This is a genomic window from Paraburkholderia sp. PAMB 6770 (genome assembly GCF_057748135.1).
In genome coordinates this window covers 3,780,478-3,794,171 of sequence record NZ_CM173238.1, presented here as the reverse complement: position 1 = coordinate 3,794,171, position 13,694 = coordinate 3,780,478, and the positions used below count along the sequence as shown (strand labels likewise).

Annotated in this window: 14 protein-coding genes; 9 read left to right on the top strand and 5 right to left on the bottom strand. The window is 68.0% G+C overall.

Going from position 1 to position 13,694, the window contains the following annotated elements; all coding sequences use genetic code 11:
• The 9 genes from fliJ to fliR all read left to right on the top strand — a co-directional run bounded on the left by fliJ (position 1) and on the right by fliR (position 6,978).
• Positions 1-450: a flagellar export protein FliJ gene (gene fliJ / locus AC3AP7_RS17215; protein ID WP_475767017.1), complete on the top strand. Its 450-nt coding sequence runs from the start codon at positions 1-3 to the stop codon at positions 448-450.
• 192 nt (positions 451-642) lie between these two features.
• Positions 643-2,193, top strand: a complete 1,551-nt coding sequence (locus AC3AP7_RS17210) for a flagellar hook-length control protein FliK (RefSeq protein WP_475767019.1) — start codon at positions 643-645, stop codon at positions 2,191-2,193.
• Positions 2,194-2,466: 273 nt separating this feature from the next.
• Positions 2,467-2,973, top strand: coding sequence for a flagellar basal body-associated protein FliL (fliL, locus tag AC3AP7_RS17205; protein WP_475767020.1), 507 nt, complete (start codon positions 2,467-2,469; stop codon positions 2,971-2,973).
• 71 nt (positions 2,974-3,044) lie between these two features.
• Positions 3,045-4,046: a flagellar motor switch protein FliM gene (gene fliM, locus AC3AP7_RS17200; protein WP_475767023.1), complete on the top strand. Its 1,002-nt coding sequence runs from the start codon at positions 3,045-3,047 to the stop codon at positions 4,044-4,046.
• Entirely contained in the window at positions 4,039-4,497 is a 459-nt protein-coding gene (gene fliN, locus AC3AP7_RS17195) for a flagellar motor switch protein FliN (RefSeq protein WP_475767025.1), read from the top strand. The genes fliM and fliN overlap by 8 nt, the downstream gene beginning before the upstream one ends.
• Positions 4,494-5,009 (top strand): flagellar biosynthetic protein FliO, encoded by a 516-nt coding sequence (gene fliO / locus AC3AP7_RS17190; protein ID WP_475767027.1) that lies wholly within the window; start codon positions 4,494-4,496, stop codon positions 5,007-5,009. The genes fliN and fliO overlap by 4 nt, the downstream gene beginning before the upstream one ends.
• Positions 5,010-5,879 (top strand): flagellar type III secretion system pore protein FliP, encoded by an 870-nt coding sequence (fliP, locus tag AC3AP7_RS17185; protein ID WP_475767029.1) that lies wholly within the window; start codon positions 5,010-5,012, stop codon positions 5,877-5,879.
• A gap of 18 nt (positions 5,880-5,897) precedes the next feature.
• Positions 5,898-6,167 (top strand): flagellar biosynthesis protein FliQ, encoded by a 270-nt coding sequence (gene fliQ / locus AC3AP7_RS17180; RefSeq protein ID WP_475767031.1) that lies wholly within the window; start codon positions 5,898-5,900, stop codon positions 6,165-6,167.
• Positions 6,168-6,195: 28 nt separating this feature from the next.
• Positions 6,196-6,978: a flagellar biosynthetic protein FliR gene (gene fliR / locus AC3AP7_RS17175; protein WP_475767033.1), complete on the top strand. Its 783-nt coding sequence runs from the start codon at positions 6,196-6,198 to the stop codon at positions 6,976-6,978.
• Between the two features lie 102 nt (positions 6,979-7,080).
• Here fliR and flgL read toward each other — a convergent pair whose 3' ends face one another.
• From flgL to AC3AP7_RS17150, 5 genes are all read right to left on the bottom strand, one after another.
• Positions 7,081-8,334: a flagellar hook-associated protein FlgL gene (gene flgL, locus AC3AP7_RS17170; RefSeq protein WP_475767035.1), complete on the bottom strand. Its 1,254-nt coding sequence runs from the start codon at positions 8,332-8,334 to the stop codon at positions 7,081-7,083.
• A gap of 11 nt (positions 8,335-8,345) precedes the next feature.
• Complete coding sequence (gene flgK / locus AC3AP7_RS17165; protein WP_475767038.1) at positions 8,346-10,334, bottom strand: flagellar hook-associated protein FlgK; 1,989 nt, start codon at positions 10,332-10,334, stop codon at positions 8,346-8,348.
• Positions 10,335-10,461: 127 nt separating this feature from the next.
• Positions 10,462-11,217, bottom strand: coding sequence for a flagellar brake protein (locus AC3AP7_RS17160; protein WP_475767041.1), 756 nt, complete (start codon positions 11,215-11,217; stop codon positions 10,462-10,464).
• A gap of 370 nt (positions 11,218-11,587) precedes the next feature.
• Positions 11,588-12,523, bottom strand: coding sequence for a flagellar assembly peptidoglycan hydrolase FlgJ (gene flgJ / locus AC3AP7_RS17155; protein WP_475767043.1), 936 nt, complete (start codon positions 12,521-12,523; stop codon positions 11,588-11,590).
• A gap of 9 nt (positions 12,524-12,532) precedes the next feature.
• Entirely contained in the window at positions 12,533-13,693 is a 1,161-nt protein-coding gene (locus tag AC3AP7_RS17150; protein WP_475767046.1) for a flagellar basal body P-ring protein FlgI, read from the bottom strand.
• Between the last annotated feature and the right edge of the window lies 1 nt (position 13,694).

The following is a 13,694-nucleotide window of genomic DNA, read 5'->3' as shown; positions in this document are numbered from 1 at the left end:
ATGGCGAACCACCTTCCGATCAAGACGCTGATCGATCTCGCGCAAGACGACGTCGACGCGGCCGCGCAGCGGCTCGGCCGCGCGCAGCGCGAGGCCGCCGACGCACAGGCGCAGCTCGACGCGCTCGTGCGCTACCGCGACGAATATCACACGCGCTTCACGCAGACCGCGCTGTCGGGAATGCCGGCCGGCAACATGCGCAACTTCCAGGCGTTCATCGACACGCTCGATGCGGCAATCGAGCAGCAGCGCAGGATGCTGGCCGCCGCGCATACGCGCGTCGAGAACGCGAAGCCCGACTGGCAGCGGCACAAGCAGAAGCTCGGCTCATACGAGGTGCTGCAGGCCCGCGGCGAAGCCGTGCAGGCGCGCCAGACCGCGCGCCGCGAGCAGCGCGACGCGGACGAGCACGCGGCCCGCGCGCTGCGCCTGCGCAGCGAAGGCACCTGAAGGCCACCGGGGACAACCGGCGCTCCGCCGGCGCCGCGCGCCCCCGGCCCGAACCGCTTGACCCGCTTGACCCGCTTGACCAGCTTGAACCGCTTGACCCGCTTGAACCGCTTGAACCGCTTGAACCGCTTGAACCGCTTGACCGGCCCACGCCGGCATTCAACCGGACTTACCGGATAGACAGGATCAGCCATGTCGCCACTTTCGTATATCAGCTCGCTGTTCGGCTCGTCGGGCAACGCCACGGACGCGACCGATGCCAATGCCGTCAGCACCGCGAACGCGCTGCAGTTCTCGCAGACGCTGCAGCAGAGCATCGACGCGCAAAACAGCAGCGCCGCGGTGCAGCCGGCCCCGTCCGCCCCGCCGGCGCCGCCGGCCGCCGCGCCGTCCGCACCGGTGCCGCCGGCTCCCGCGACGGCGTCCTCGGGCAGCTCGTCCGATGCGTCGCAGCCGGATAGCGGGCAGTCGTCCAGCACGACGGCCAGCGCACCGGCGAACAGCGCCGCGAACGGCGCCCCGAACAGCGCATCCGCGAACGGCACGCCGAGCAGCGCGTACAGCGGCGCGACCTCGGGCACCGCCGCGGGCGGCACGCAGCAGGCGGCCACAGGCAAGACCCGTCAGGGGCAGGCCGGCAACGGTAGCGCCACCGATCCATCGGCGGCCGCCGCCGCAGTCGCCGCGCAGTTGCAGGCGCAAGCGCAGCTGCAGGCACAAGCCGGCGCCGACGGCGCCACCGGCACAAACGCAACCGATGCCGCCCAGGCGGTCGCGGGCGCGGCCGGCGCCACCGGTCTCGGGACGAACGTCCAGCAGCACGCGAAAGGCCTCGCCGCCACCGATCCGAAGTCGATCGACGCCGCGCTGAAGGCCGCGCTCGCGGCGCTGAACGGCGCGCAGGGCGCGGTGCCCGCGCAAGCGGCGAACGTCGGCGCGGGCGCCACGAGCACGAACACGGGCGCAGGCACCGACGGCGCGCTCTCGCTGCGCACGTCCTCGAACGGCAAGGGCGGCACGGTGTTCGGCGACGCGCTCAACAAGACGGGCGACAAGCTCGATGCCAACGCGAGCGCCACGCCGGCCGGCACCGACGCCGCCGCGAAAAGCGCCGCCGACGCGCTCGCGGCGGCCGGCAACGCGCAGGCGGCGAGCCAGACCGATCTGAAGAACACGAACGCCAGCGACGCAGCGCTACAGGCGAGCCAGGCGGCCGCGGCGAGCGCCGCCGGCGCGGCCGCATCGGGCAGCATCGCGTCGACCCAGAACCCGGCCGCGGCCGCCGTGGCCGCGAACACGCTGGCGCCGCAGGTCGGCAGCAGCGACTGGGAGGACGCGCTCGGCCAGAAGGTCGTGTTCCTGTCGAACGCGCATCAGCAAAGCGCCGAACTGACGCTGAACCCGAAGGATCTCGGTCCGCTTCAGGTCGTGCTGCAGGTGGCCGATAACCATGCACATGCGTTGTTCGTCTCGCAGCATCAGCAGGTGCGCGACGCGGTCGAAGCGGCGTTGCCGAAGCTGCGCGAGGCGATGGAGCAGAACGGCATCGGGCTCGGCAGCGCGAGCGTCAGCACGGGCTTCGCCGGCCAGACCGGTCAGCAGGCCCAGCAGCAGGCGGCCCGCGGCGGCAGCGGCGCAAGCGGCGCCACCGCCTTCGACAGCGGCGGCGACACGAGCACGAGCGCGAGCGTCGCAAGCACGCCGCTCACGCGCACGGTCGGCCTCGTCGACACGTTCGCCTGACGCCACCGCCGCGGCCTTCGACAGGCGCGCCGCTCCAGCAAGGAGGCGGCGCGCCTGTTGCTTTCGCGGCGCCGCGCGGGGCGGCGCTGCACGAAGGCCGGCCTCGCGTGCCGCCTGCGGCCAGGTGGGGGCCGAAGCGGCGGAATACGGCCCGGCAGCTCCGCGGCGCGCCAAATACCAGAGATACCCGGTATTACGGCTTCTTTTCGGCCCATCGCCGCGCGCGTAATTCAACAACAATCACCCTACCAGCACTGAGGCAAGCAAGCATCCATGGCATCGACGACCGCAAACCAGCAAGCCACCGTCCCGCCGGCCGCGCCGGGACGGCTCAAGCGCATCATCCTGTTCGTGCTGATCGCGCTGATCGCCGCCGGGGCGGCCGGGGGCGGCACCTGGTTCTACCTGTCGCGCCATGCGCCGGCCGCCGTCGCCCATGCGACCGCGCCCGTGCCGCCCGCGCTGCCGGTGTTCTTCCCGCTCGAACCGATGACGGTGAACCTGCTGTCCGACGACGGCGAGCAGCACTATCTGCGCATCGGACTCACGCTGAAGCTCGCCGACGCGAAGTACCAGCAGACGCTCACCGAACACATGCCGGAGGTCCGCAGCCGCCTGCTGCTCGCGCTGTCGAACAAGCATCCCGAGGATCTCGCGACGCTCGACGGCAAGCACGCGCTCGCCAGCGAACTGAAGACGCTGATCGAGCAGCCGACCGACAAGGGCGCGCCGCCGATCCAGATCGAGTCGGTGCTGTTCACCGATTTCGTCGTGCAGTAACGGCGCGCATCGCCGCCTGAATCAACGGCTGCTGCCATCATCAACCGCGAACGGACGCACGAGGAAGAGGAATGGGCCACGAAGAGTTCATGTCCCAGGAGGAAGTCGATGCCCTCCTGAAAGGCGTGACCGGCGAAACCGATACGGAGTCGGAGCAGTCCGAACGTGCCGGTGTGCGGCCGTACAACATCGCGACGCAGGAACGCATCGTCCGCGGCCGGATGCCCGGCCTCGAAATCATCAACGACCGCTTTGCGCGCCTGCTGCGCGTGGGCATCTTCAACTTCATGCGGCGCAGCGCGGAAATTTCCGTCGGCCCGGTGAAGGTGCAGAAATACAGCGAGTTCACGCGCAACCTGCCGATCCCGACCAACCTGAACCTGGTCCACGTGAAGCCGCTGCGCGGCACGTCGCTGTTCGTGTTCGACCCGAACCTCGTGTTCTTCGTGGTGGACAACCTGTTCGGCGGCGACGGGCGCTTCCATACGCGCGTCGAGGGGCGCGATTTCACGCAGACCGAGCAGCGCATCATCTCGAAGCTGCTGCACCTCGTGTTCGAGCATTACGCGACGTCGTGGAAGAGCGTGCGGCCGCTGCAGTTCGAGTTCGTGCGCTCGGAGATGCACACGCAGTTCGCGAACGTCGCGACGCCGAACGAGATCGTGATCGTCACGCAGTTTTCGATCGAGTTCGGTCCGACGGGCGGCACGCTGCATATCTGCATGCCGTATTCGATGATCGAGCCGATCCGCGACATCCTGTCCTCGCCGATCCAGGGCGAGGCGATGGACGTGGACCGCCGCTGGGTGCGCGTGCTGTCGCAACAGGTGCAGGCCGCCGAAGTGGAGCTGAGCGCCGATCTCGCGCAGATTCCGGTCACGTTCGAACAGATCCTGAACATGCGCAAGGGCGACGTGCTGCCCATCAACATTCCCGAGTTCATCACCGCGAAGGTCGACGGCGTGCCGGTGATGGAATGCGGTTACGGTATTTTCAACGGTCAATACGCGTTGCGGGTCCAGAAAATGATCAGCGCAACCGACACAGTGAAGGATGGGGGGAGTTATGACTGAGCTGAACGGAGCGCCCGAGAAGGAGTTGCCGGCCGGCGAGCCGGGTCTGTCCGGCAGCGACGCCGACGACGCGGCGGCGCTCGACGACTGGGCGAGCGCGCTCGCCGAGCAGAACGACAACAGTGCGGTCAGCGCGACCGCGGCCGGCGTGTTCCAGCCGCTGTCGAAGGTGGCGCCGAACACGACGCGCAACGACATCGACATGATTCTGGACATCCCGGTCCAGATGACGGTCGAGCTCGGCCGCACCAAGATCGCGATCCGCAACCTGCTGCAGCTTGCGCAGGGTTCGGTGGTGGAACTCGACGGCCTCGCCGGCGAGCCGATGGACGTGCTCGTGAACGGCTGCCTGATCGCGCAGGGCGAAGTGGTGGTCGTCAACGACAAGTTCGGCATCCGGCTGACCGACATCATTACGCCGTCCGAACGGATCCGGAAACTGAACCGATGAGACGTCTCGCCGCCCGCGCCGTCCTGCTCGCCGCCGTCGTTCCGGCCGGCCGCGCGTTCGCGGCGGACCTGAACGCGGTCAATCACGCCGCGAAGATCGCCTCCGGCGTCGGCACCGGCGCGGCCGTGCCGTCGCTCGGCATCGGCGCGGTGATGCAGACGCTGTTCGGGCTCATCGTCGTGATCGGCCTCGTGTTCGCCTGCGCGTGGCTCGCGCGCCGCTTCGGCCTGCAGCACGGCGGCCGCGGCGGGCTCGTGAGAACCATCGGCGGCGCCTCGCTCGGCGGCAAGGAGCGCGTCGCCGTGGTCGAGATCGGCGACACGTGGCTCGTGCTCGGCACCGCGCCCGGCCACGTGACGTTGCTGCACACGATGCCGGCGGGCCTGCTCGACGGCGCCGCCGACCTCGCACCCGCCGACGCGCTGCCGGGCACGTTCGGCCAACGCTTTCGCGCCGCGCTCAAGGGCGAAGTCGGCAAGCGCTTCAACCGGCCCGGCAGCAGGAATCCGTAAATGCAGGTGAATCGCTCATTCGCGCCGCGCGGCCCCGCCGCGCCGCCCGCCTCCCGCCCGGCACCCGGTGTGCACGGCGCTGCGCACCCGCGCGCATCCGCGCTGCGGCGCGCGGCCCGGCGCGTCGCGCCGCTCGCGCTCGGCGCGCTGCCGTGGCTGCTGATGGCGCTGCCGTCGCTGTCGCATGCGCAGACCGCCGGCCTGCCCGCGTTCAACACGAGCCCCGGTCCGAACGGCGGCACGACCTACTCGCTGAGCGTGCAGACGATGCTGCTGCTCACGATGCTGTCGTTCCTGCCGGCGCTGGTGCTGATGATGACGAGCTTCACGCGCATCATCATCGTGCTATCGCTGCTGCGCCAGGCGCTCGGCACCACGACGACGCCGCCCAACCAGGTGCTGGTCGGCCTCGCGCTGTTCCTCACGCTGTTCGTGATGTCGCCGGTGCTGAACAAGGCCTATCAGGACGGCTACAAGCCGTTCTCCGAAGGCACGCTGCCGATGGACCAGGCGTTCCAGCGCGGCGTCGCGCCGTTCAAGACCTTCATGCTGCGGCAGACGCGCGAAACCGATCTCGCGCTGTTCGCGCGGATTTCGCACGCGCCGCCGATGCAGGGGCCCGAAGACGTGCCGCTGTCGCTGCTCGTGCCCGCGTTCGTCACGAGCGAGCTGAAGACGGGGTTCCAGATCGGCTTCACGATCTTCATCCCGTTCCTGATCATCGACATGGTGGTCGCAAGCGTGCTGATGTCGATGGGCATGATGATGGTGTCGCCGACGACGATCTCGCTGCCGTTCAAGCTGATGCTGTTCGTGCTCGTCGACGGCTGGCAGCTGCTGATCGGCTCGCTGGCGCAGAGCTTCTCCTAGCGCGACGGACGACGCATCATGACTCCCGAAACCGTGATGGCGATGGCGCACCAGGCGATGTACGTCGCGCTGCTGCTCGCCACCCCGCTGCTGCTCGTGGCGCTCGCCGTCGGCCTGCTGGTGAGCCTGTTCCAGGCCGCCACGCAGATCAACGAGGCGACCCTGTCGTTCATTCCGAAGCTGCTGGCCGTCGCGGTGACGCTGGTGATCGCCGGGCCGTGGATGCTCACGACGATGCTCGACTATCTGCACCAGATGCTCGCCAACATCGCGACGATGAACCACTGAGCGACGCCGCGCGCCCCGCCCCGACGCCATGTTCTCGGTCACCTATGCCCAGCTGAACACGTGGCTCGCCGCCTTCCTGTGGCCGTTCGTGCGGATTCTCGCGCTGGTCGCGACCGCGCCCGTGTTCGGCAACGTGTCGACGCCGACCACCGTGAAGATCGGCCTGTCCGCGTTCATCACGCTGATCGTCGCGCCGACGCTCGGCGCGATGCCGCAGGTGCCGGTCTACTCGGGCGCCGGCGTGTGGATCATCGCAAACCAGGTGCTGATCGGCACGGCGCTCGGGCTGACGATGCAGGTGATCTTCAACGCGATCGAGGCGACCGGCGAATTCATCGGGCTCGGCATGGGGCTCGGCTTCGCGACCTTCTTCGACCAGCAGGCGGACGGGTCGAGCGCGGTCGTATCGAGCTTCATGAATGTGTTCGCCACGCTGGCGTTTCTCGCGTTCGACGGCCATCTGCAGGTCGTGAGCGCGCTGATCGCGACGTTCCAGAGCGCGCCGGTGTCGGCCGACCTGTTCGGCGCGAACGGCTGGCGCGCGCTCGTCGAGTGGGGCGGCACGATCTTCTGGGCAGGGCTGCTGCTGTCGTTGCCGGTGGTGGCCGCGTTGCTGATCGCGAACCTCGCGCTCGGCATCCTGAACCGCGCGGCGCCGCAAATCGGCGTGTTCCAGATCGGCTTTCCGCTCACGCTGCTGGTCGGCATGCTGCTCGTCCAGCTGATGATTCCCAACATGATTCCGTTCTTCGCGCGGCTGTTCGACAGCGGCATTGACGAAATGGGCCGCGTGGCCGCGGCGCTGCACTAGCGCGGCGCGGTACGAGCGCGACGCGCGCCACGAAAAACGGGGGCGCTGCCTGCCGCCCCCGCCGCTTGCGCCGCCCCCGCCGTTCTGCGGGGCCGCGCTGCGTCAGCTGTTGATGTACTGGAACAGCGACATCTGCTGCACCTGCACGAATGCCTGCTGCGACGCCTGCAGCGAATATTGCGTCTGCGTGTACTTGCTGATCGTCGATGCGAGATCGGCCGACGTCAGGTCGTCGAGCGACGTCGTGTTTGCCAGCGACTGGTTCTGGTTGACGGTCTGCATCGCCTGGATCTGCTGTTCGCGGCCGCCGACGGTCGCCTGGATCGTCGTCACGTTCGACAGCGTGTTCTGCACCTGCGTGAGCCCCGTGGCCAGCGAGTTCTGCAGCGCCGCGAGCGCGGCCGGCGTGTCGGCCGGCGTCTGCAGCGCGGTGATCATGTTCTGGATCGTGCTGAAGATGTTGGTGCCGCCGATCGTCGACGGCACCTGGGTCGCCGGCTGCGCGGTGAATGCGTCGCCGTTGGCCGGCGCGCCGGTGATCGTCACGCTTTCCCCGCTCGTGCCGAGCGCGATCGATGCGCCGCTGGTGTACGGCTGCGCGGTCGACGTGGTCGTCACGCCCGCGGGCGTCGTATCGGACACCGTGTAGGTGGTCACGCCGGCCGCCACCGTGAAGTTGATCGCATAAGTGTCGCCATTGGCCGCGCTCGCCGCGTTGCTGGTGCTCACCGAGCCGATGACCCCGGTACCGGTGTTGGCCGACGCCGCATACGCGACCGGGCTGGCGGTTTCCGGCGTCACGCTCAGGAACACCGACGCGCCGGTATCGCCGGTCGCCACCGACGTGGACTCCGAAATCTGCGTCGTCGACACGCCGTTGTCGCCGTTATAGACGATCTGCCCGGCGGTGTTCTGCGTGAACGGCTGCGCGTCGCCCTGGAAGCCGCCGAACAGATAGTTGCCCGACGGCGACTTCGTGTTCGCGAGCGTGACGAGCGATTCGTTCAGCTGTTGCAGCGTCGCGGCAATCGCACTGCGGTTCGTGTCGTTCAGCGTGCCGTCGCCGGCGCTCAGCAGTTGCGTGTTCACGCTTTGCAGGTTCTGCACGACGCTCGACAGCGTCGAGTCTTCCGAGCCCAGTTCGGTGAGCGCGGAACTCTGGTTGGTCGAGAACTGCGACAGCGTCGCGCCCTGCATGCTCAGCTGCACGGCCTGCGCCGCGCCGGCCGGATTGTCCGACGGCGTCGAGAGCGCCACGCCGCTCGAAATCTCGCCATACAGCTGACTCAGTTCGGCCTGCTGATTGTCCATCGTCTGGACATTCATGCTCAGGTACTGGGAAGTGGAGATGCGCATGGCTCAACGCCTCACTGGAAGATGCCGAGAATGGTCTGGAACAGCGTATCGGCCGTCTGGATCACCTTGCTGTTGGCCTGATAAAGCTGCTGGTACTGCAGCAGGTTCGCCGCTTCCTCGTTGATGTTCACGCCCGAGACCGACTGCTGCGCCGAGGTGATCTGCGACACGAGCGCAGTCTGCGTGGTATTCGACGCGTTCACGGCATTCGTTTCGTTGCCCACCGTATTCACGTAGTTCGCATACGCGGTGGTGAGCGTCGTCGTGCCGCCGCCATACGCGGTTGCGCTGACGAGGTTCGACATGATCGTCGCATTGCGGCCGTCGCTCTGCGCGCCGCTGTTCGCCGCGATCGTGAACGTATCGCCGTTGGCCGGCGTGCCGCTCAGCGTCAGGCTGATGCCGTTCATCGAGCCGGCGGTCGCGGGCGTGGTCGAGATCGTCATCGCCGCGCCGCTCGACGGCGAATACGGCACCACCGTCGTGGCCGACGTGATCGACGTGCTGGTGCCGTTCACGGTCACCGTCGAGCCAACCGGGAAGCCCGTCAGTCCGCCCGAGGTCGAGCTGTACGTGAGCGTGGTCGTGCCGGACGGCAGCGAATAGCCGGCCGACACGGCGCCTTCGCTGATCGTGGCGCTACCCGTGTTGCTCGAACTGGCCGTCGCCAGCACCGGCGAGGCGGCGGCGATGGCCGAGCCGCTGGTGGTGGTGAGCGCGAAACTGTCGAGCGCGCCGCTCGTCGGCAGCACGGTGAACGAGTCGCCGGAATTCATCGTGCCGGACAACGAAAAGTTCAGGCCGTCGATCGGCTGGGACAGGTTGGCCGCCGAACCGACGACGTCGCCGGTCTGGTTGTCGGTGAGCGTATACGTGCCGCTTTCGTAAGAGAGCGTGTAGGTGCCGGTGGTCGGCGACGACGCATTGGCAAACGATACGCTGAGCGACGCCGTGCCCGTGTTCTGCGTGTTCGCGATCGTCTGCGGCGTGCCCACCGAGAACAGCGCGGTTCCCGGATTGCCGTTCAGGTCGAGGCCGAGTTCGTTCTGGCTGTTCACCTGCGACGCGAAACTGGTGGCGATCGCGCCGAGTTGCGCCTGCGCCGGATCGAGCGACTGCGTGCGGAACTGGATCAGGCCGCCGAGCGTGCCGCCCGCGTTCTGCATCACCGAGTCCGACAGGTACTGCGTCGTCGCGGCCGACGGCGTGGTGCCCGCCGCGCCCAGGTAAGTCACCGAGGTCTCGGCCGGATTCGACGGCGACGGCGCGCTGCCGAGGTTGTAGCTCGTCGTGCCGGCGACGAGCGGCTGGCCGTTGGCGAGGAACACGTTGTCCCCGCTCGAATTCTGCACGACCTGCACGCCGACGAGCGACGACAGGTTCGACAGCGCCTCGTCGCGCTGGTCGAGCAGCTGGTTCGGCGGCTGGCCCTGCGAGCTGGCGGCGGCGATCTGCTGGTTCAGCGTCGCGATCTGCGCGGTGTACGTATTGATCTGCGCCACCGTCGACGAGATCTGCGTGTTCACGCTCTGGCCCATCTGGTCGTACTGCGCGCCGACGCTGTTCAGCTCGCTCGCGAGCGTCTGCGCGTCGCTGATCGCCGTTTGCCGCGTCGCGCTGTTCGCCGCGCCGGTGGCCACGTTCTGCAGCCCGGTGAAATAGCTCGTGATCGCAGTGGAAATACCCGAGGTCGGGCTGCCGACCAGGTTGTTCAGCTGCGAGAGCATCGTGTAGTTTGCGCTCAGCGCGCCGCTTTGCGACTGCGCGTTGTTCAGCTCGGTGTTCAGATACTGGCTGTACGCACGCTGGATCGTCGTGGTCGACACGCCCTGGGCCAGATATCCGGATCCCGTGTACTGGCCCGCGCTCTCTTCATAGACGGGCCGCTCGACATCGTAGCCCGGCGTGGTCGCGTTGCTGATGTTCTCGCTGGTCGTCGTCAGTCCCCACTGGGCGGCATTGAGCCCGCTGAGACCGATATTGATGAGGTTGCTGGACATGCGTCATCCTGAAGAACTGGCAACGCGCCCGCCGAGTTGCCATCACATCCTGTATAACGGCGCAGCCGCCGCAAAATTGAGGGTTGACGCACAGCGGGCGGCGGCGCGCAAAGCCCCGCCGCGCGGATCACGGACGCGCGAGCGCGCGCCGTTTCATTTCGAGCTGGGTGATGAGCCGCTGCAGCGTGTTTTCGGCGCTGCCCGGCAGCCTCACGAAGCGCATGCCGAGCTGGTAGCGCTGCGTGCCGTTCGGCAATTCGACCGCGCGAAACGACACGAGCTCCAGATCGAGCGACAACGTTCCCTGCGCGCCAAGCGTGAGCTCGCAGTCCTCCAGCACGCAGCCGGTCGGCAGTTCGGCCGCGCGCGTGTCGGTCGTGCGCATGCCGACGCCGCCGAGCGACAGGTCGTGCACTTCGAAGCGGAAACGCTCGCCGTCGGGCAGGCGGCCGGTACACGTGTACGGATCGAGCAGCGGCGCATCGACGCGGAAGAACTCGCGCCGCTGCACGTAGTACAGCACCTCGGGAAAGTCCGCCTCGAACGCGGAGCGGCCCTCGAAGCGGGTTTCGCGCGGCGAGGCGGTGGTGAACTCGACCCGCACGCCCTCGGGTTGCGCATGGAACGTGCAGCGCGGCGACGCAACGAGGCCGCGGTTCTGGTCGGCAAGCGCGCCCCAGTCGAACGTGAAGGTGCGCCCGCGCACGTCGACGTCGAGGATCCGGGTAACGAGCTGCCCCCCCTTGTACTGCGCCGTCAGGAAATCGCCGCGATTGACGAGGTTGCGCAACTGGACACCGATTTCGAGCGGGTTGCGGCGTCCGAAATCATTGCCGGGCTCGGAAGAGCCATCCGTCTGGCCGTTCGTCTCTGAGGTATCCATGGGCTTGCCGGTAAGCATGTTTCTCGCGGCCCCGCGCCCGAGGATCTGCGCCGGGCCCGTGACGCGCGTCTGGCCGGGACTGTGACCCCGGTATTAAGATCTGACTGAATAGCGGCAGTCGGAACCCAAAGTTTAGGGTATCCCGGGGGTTTTTTTTGACGCAAACGTTAAATCGCCGTGCGGCAAGGGCTCGCACCGCGATCCGGGCGGAGAAAAAGGGCCGCGAGAAGCGGCATCGGGACCACCCGGCGAAGTGGCCTGGGCGGCTTCGCCGGCAGCCTGCGGGCTGCCGGCGGCACCGTCTTCTTGTGCGACATGGCCCCGTCGCATCCGGCCCGGACCTGCGCGATGCGCAGGCCCGGGCACGCCTTCAGCTCATGCGCTGCATGATCGACATCAGCTTGCGCGCGTAATGCGGATCGGTTGCGTAGCCCGCGCGCTGCATGCCCATCGCGAAGCCGGCTGCATCGTGCGAGTTGTTGAGCACCTGCGCGTAGCGCGGATTGTTCTTCAGCATCGACGCGTAATCGGCCATCGCTTCGTCATACGAGTCGTACGCGCGAAACTTCTCGACCACGCGGTGCGGGCGGCCGTTGCGGTATTCGGTCGTGAGCGTCTCGACCGTCTTGCCGGTCCAGTCCGGGGTCGCCTTGATGCCGAACACGTTGTAGCTGGTCTTGCCGTTCGGGCGCATGATTTCGCGCTTGCCCCAGCCCGATTCGAGCGCCGCCTGGCCGATGATGAAGCGCGCCGGCACGCCAGTCTTTTCACTGGCGGCCTGCGCGGATGCGGCGAGCTTGTCGACGAACGCGTCGACGTTGGCGGAGCCGTTGCCGTGCAGCGGCGGCGTGAGCGCGCTGTTGCGGGAAAAGCCGACGCCGTCGGCGAGCTCGCCGTTCGCTTCGGGATTGTCGTAAGCACGCGCGAGCGCATCGAGCGTCGCGCCGGTACCGCTGCCGCTGGTGCCGCCGGCGCCCGCCTTGATGTCCGCGTTGTTCAGCAGCTGCTTGAGCATCGCGTCGGCCACGCCGATCCCCTTGTTCGACATCTGCTGCGCGAGCTGCTCGTCGAGCATCGACGTGTACTGCGCGGTGTCGCGCGAGTCGAGCGGACTGTCCTGCGGCGTCGCATCGCGCATGCTCTTGAGCATCATCGAGATGAACGTCGCGTCGAACTGGCGGGCCGCGACTTTCGCGCCCTGGGCGGGCGATGCCGCGACCTTGGCCCGCAGGCTGTCGAAGCCGTCGACGTCGAGCGCGAAGCGCTGCGTGAGATCGTTGCCACCGGAAATGGGATCGCCCGTCATCGCGGCTCCTTAGATGATTTCGAGGTCGGCGCGCAAGGCGCCCGCCGCCTTCATCGCCTGCAGGATCGACATCAGATCGGCCGGCGTCGCGCCGAGCGCGTTGAGCGCCTTCACGACGTCAGCCAGATTCGCGCCGGCGTGCACGTACTTCACCGCGCCGCTGTCCTGCTTCAGCTGGATCTGGGATTGCCGCGCCACCACGGTGCGGCCGTTTGAAAACGCGCCCGGCTGGCTGACCACCGGCTGCGTGTTGACCACCACCGACAGGTTGCCGTGCGCGACCGCGCAGTTGTCGAGCGTGACCATCTGGTTCATCACGATCGAGCCGGTGCGCGCGTTCAGGATCACCTTGGCCGCCTGCTGCGCCGGCGTCACCTGCAGGTCTTCGAGCTGCGCCATGAACTGCACCTGCTGCGCCGGGTCGGTCGGCGCGCGCAGCTGGATCGTGCGGCCGTCGAGCGGCGTCGCGACACCCTCGCCGAACGCGCTGTTGATCGCGGACACGACGCGCTGCACGGTGTCGTAATCCATGTCGTTCAGTTCGAGCTGCATCGTGCCGTTCTGCATCACGCTGGTCGGCACCGAGCGCTCGACGAGCGCGCCGTCGCTGATGCGTCCGGCCGCAAGCTGGTTGACCTGCACCCGGCTGCCGTTGGCCGAGGCGCCCGCGCCGCCCACCACCACGTTGCCCTGCGCGAGCGCGTAGACGGCGCCGTCCGCGCCCTTGAGCGGCGTGAGCAGCAGCGTGCCGCCGCGCAGGCTTTGCGCGTTGCCGAGCGACGACACGGTGACGTCGATCGCTTCGCCGGGACGCGCGAACGGCGGCAGCGTCGCGGTCACCATCACCGCCGCGACGTTTTTCAGCTGGATGCTGGTGAGCGAGGACGTCGCGTTGTTGCCCGCGCCCGCCGACTGGTTGTTGATCGAGATGCCGAGGTTCGCGAGCATGTTCGCGAGCGATTGCGTCGTGAACGGCGTCTGCGTGGTCTGGTCGCCCGTGCCGTCGAGGCCGACGACGAGCCCGTAGCCGATCAGCGGGTTGTCGCGCACGCCCATGATCGCCACCAGATCTTTCAGCCGTTCGGCGCGCGCGGTGCGCGGCAGCACGCCGCATGCAAGCACGGCGATCAGGCAGGCGAAGCCGAAGCGGCGCAGGAGAGCGGAACGCATG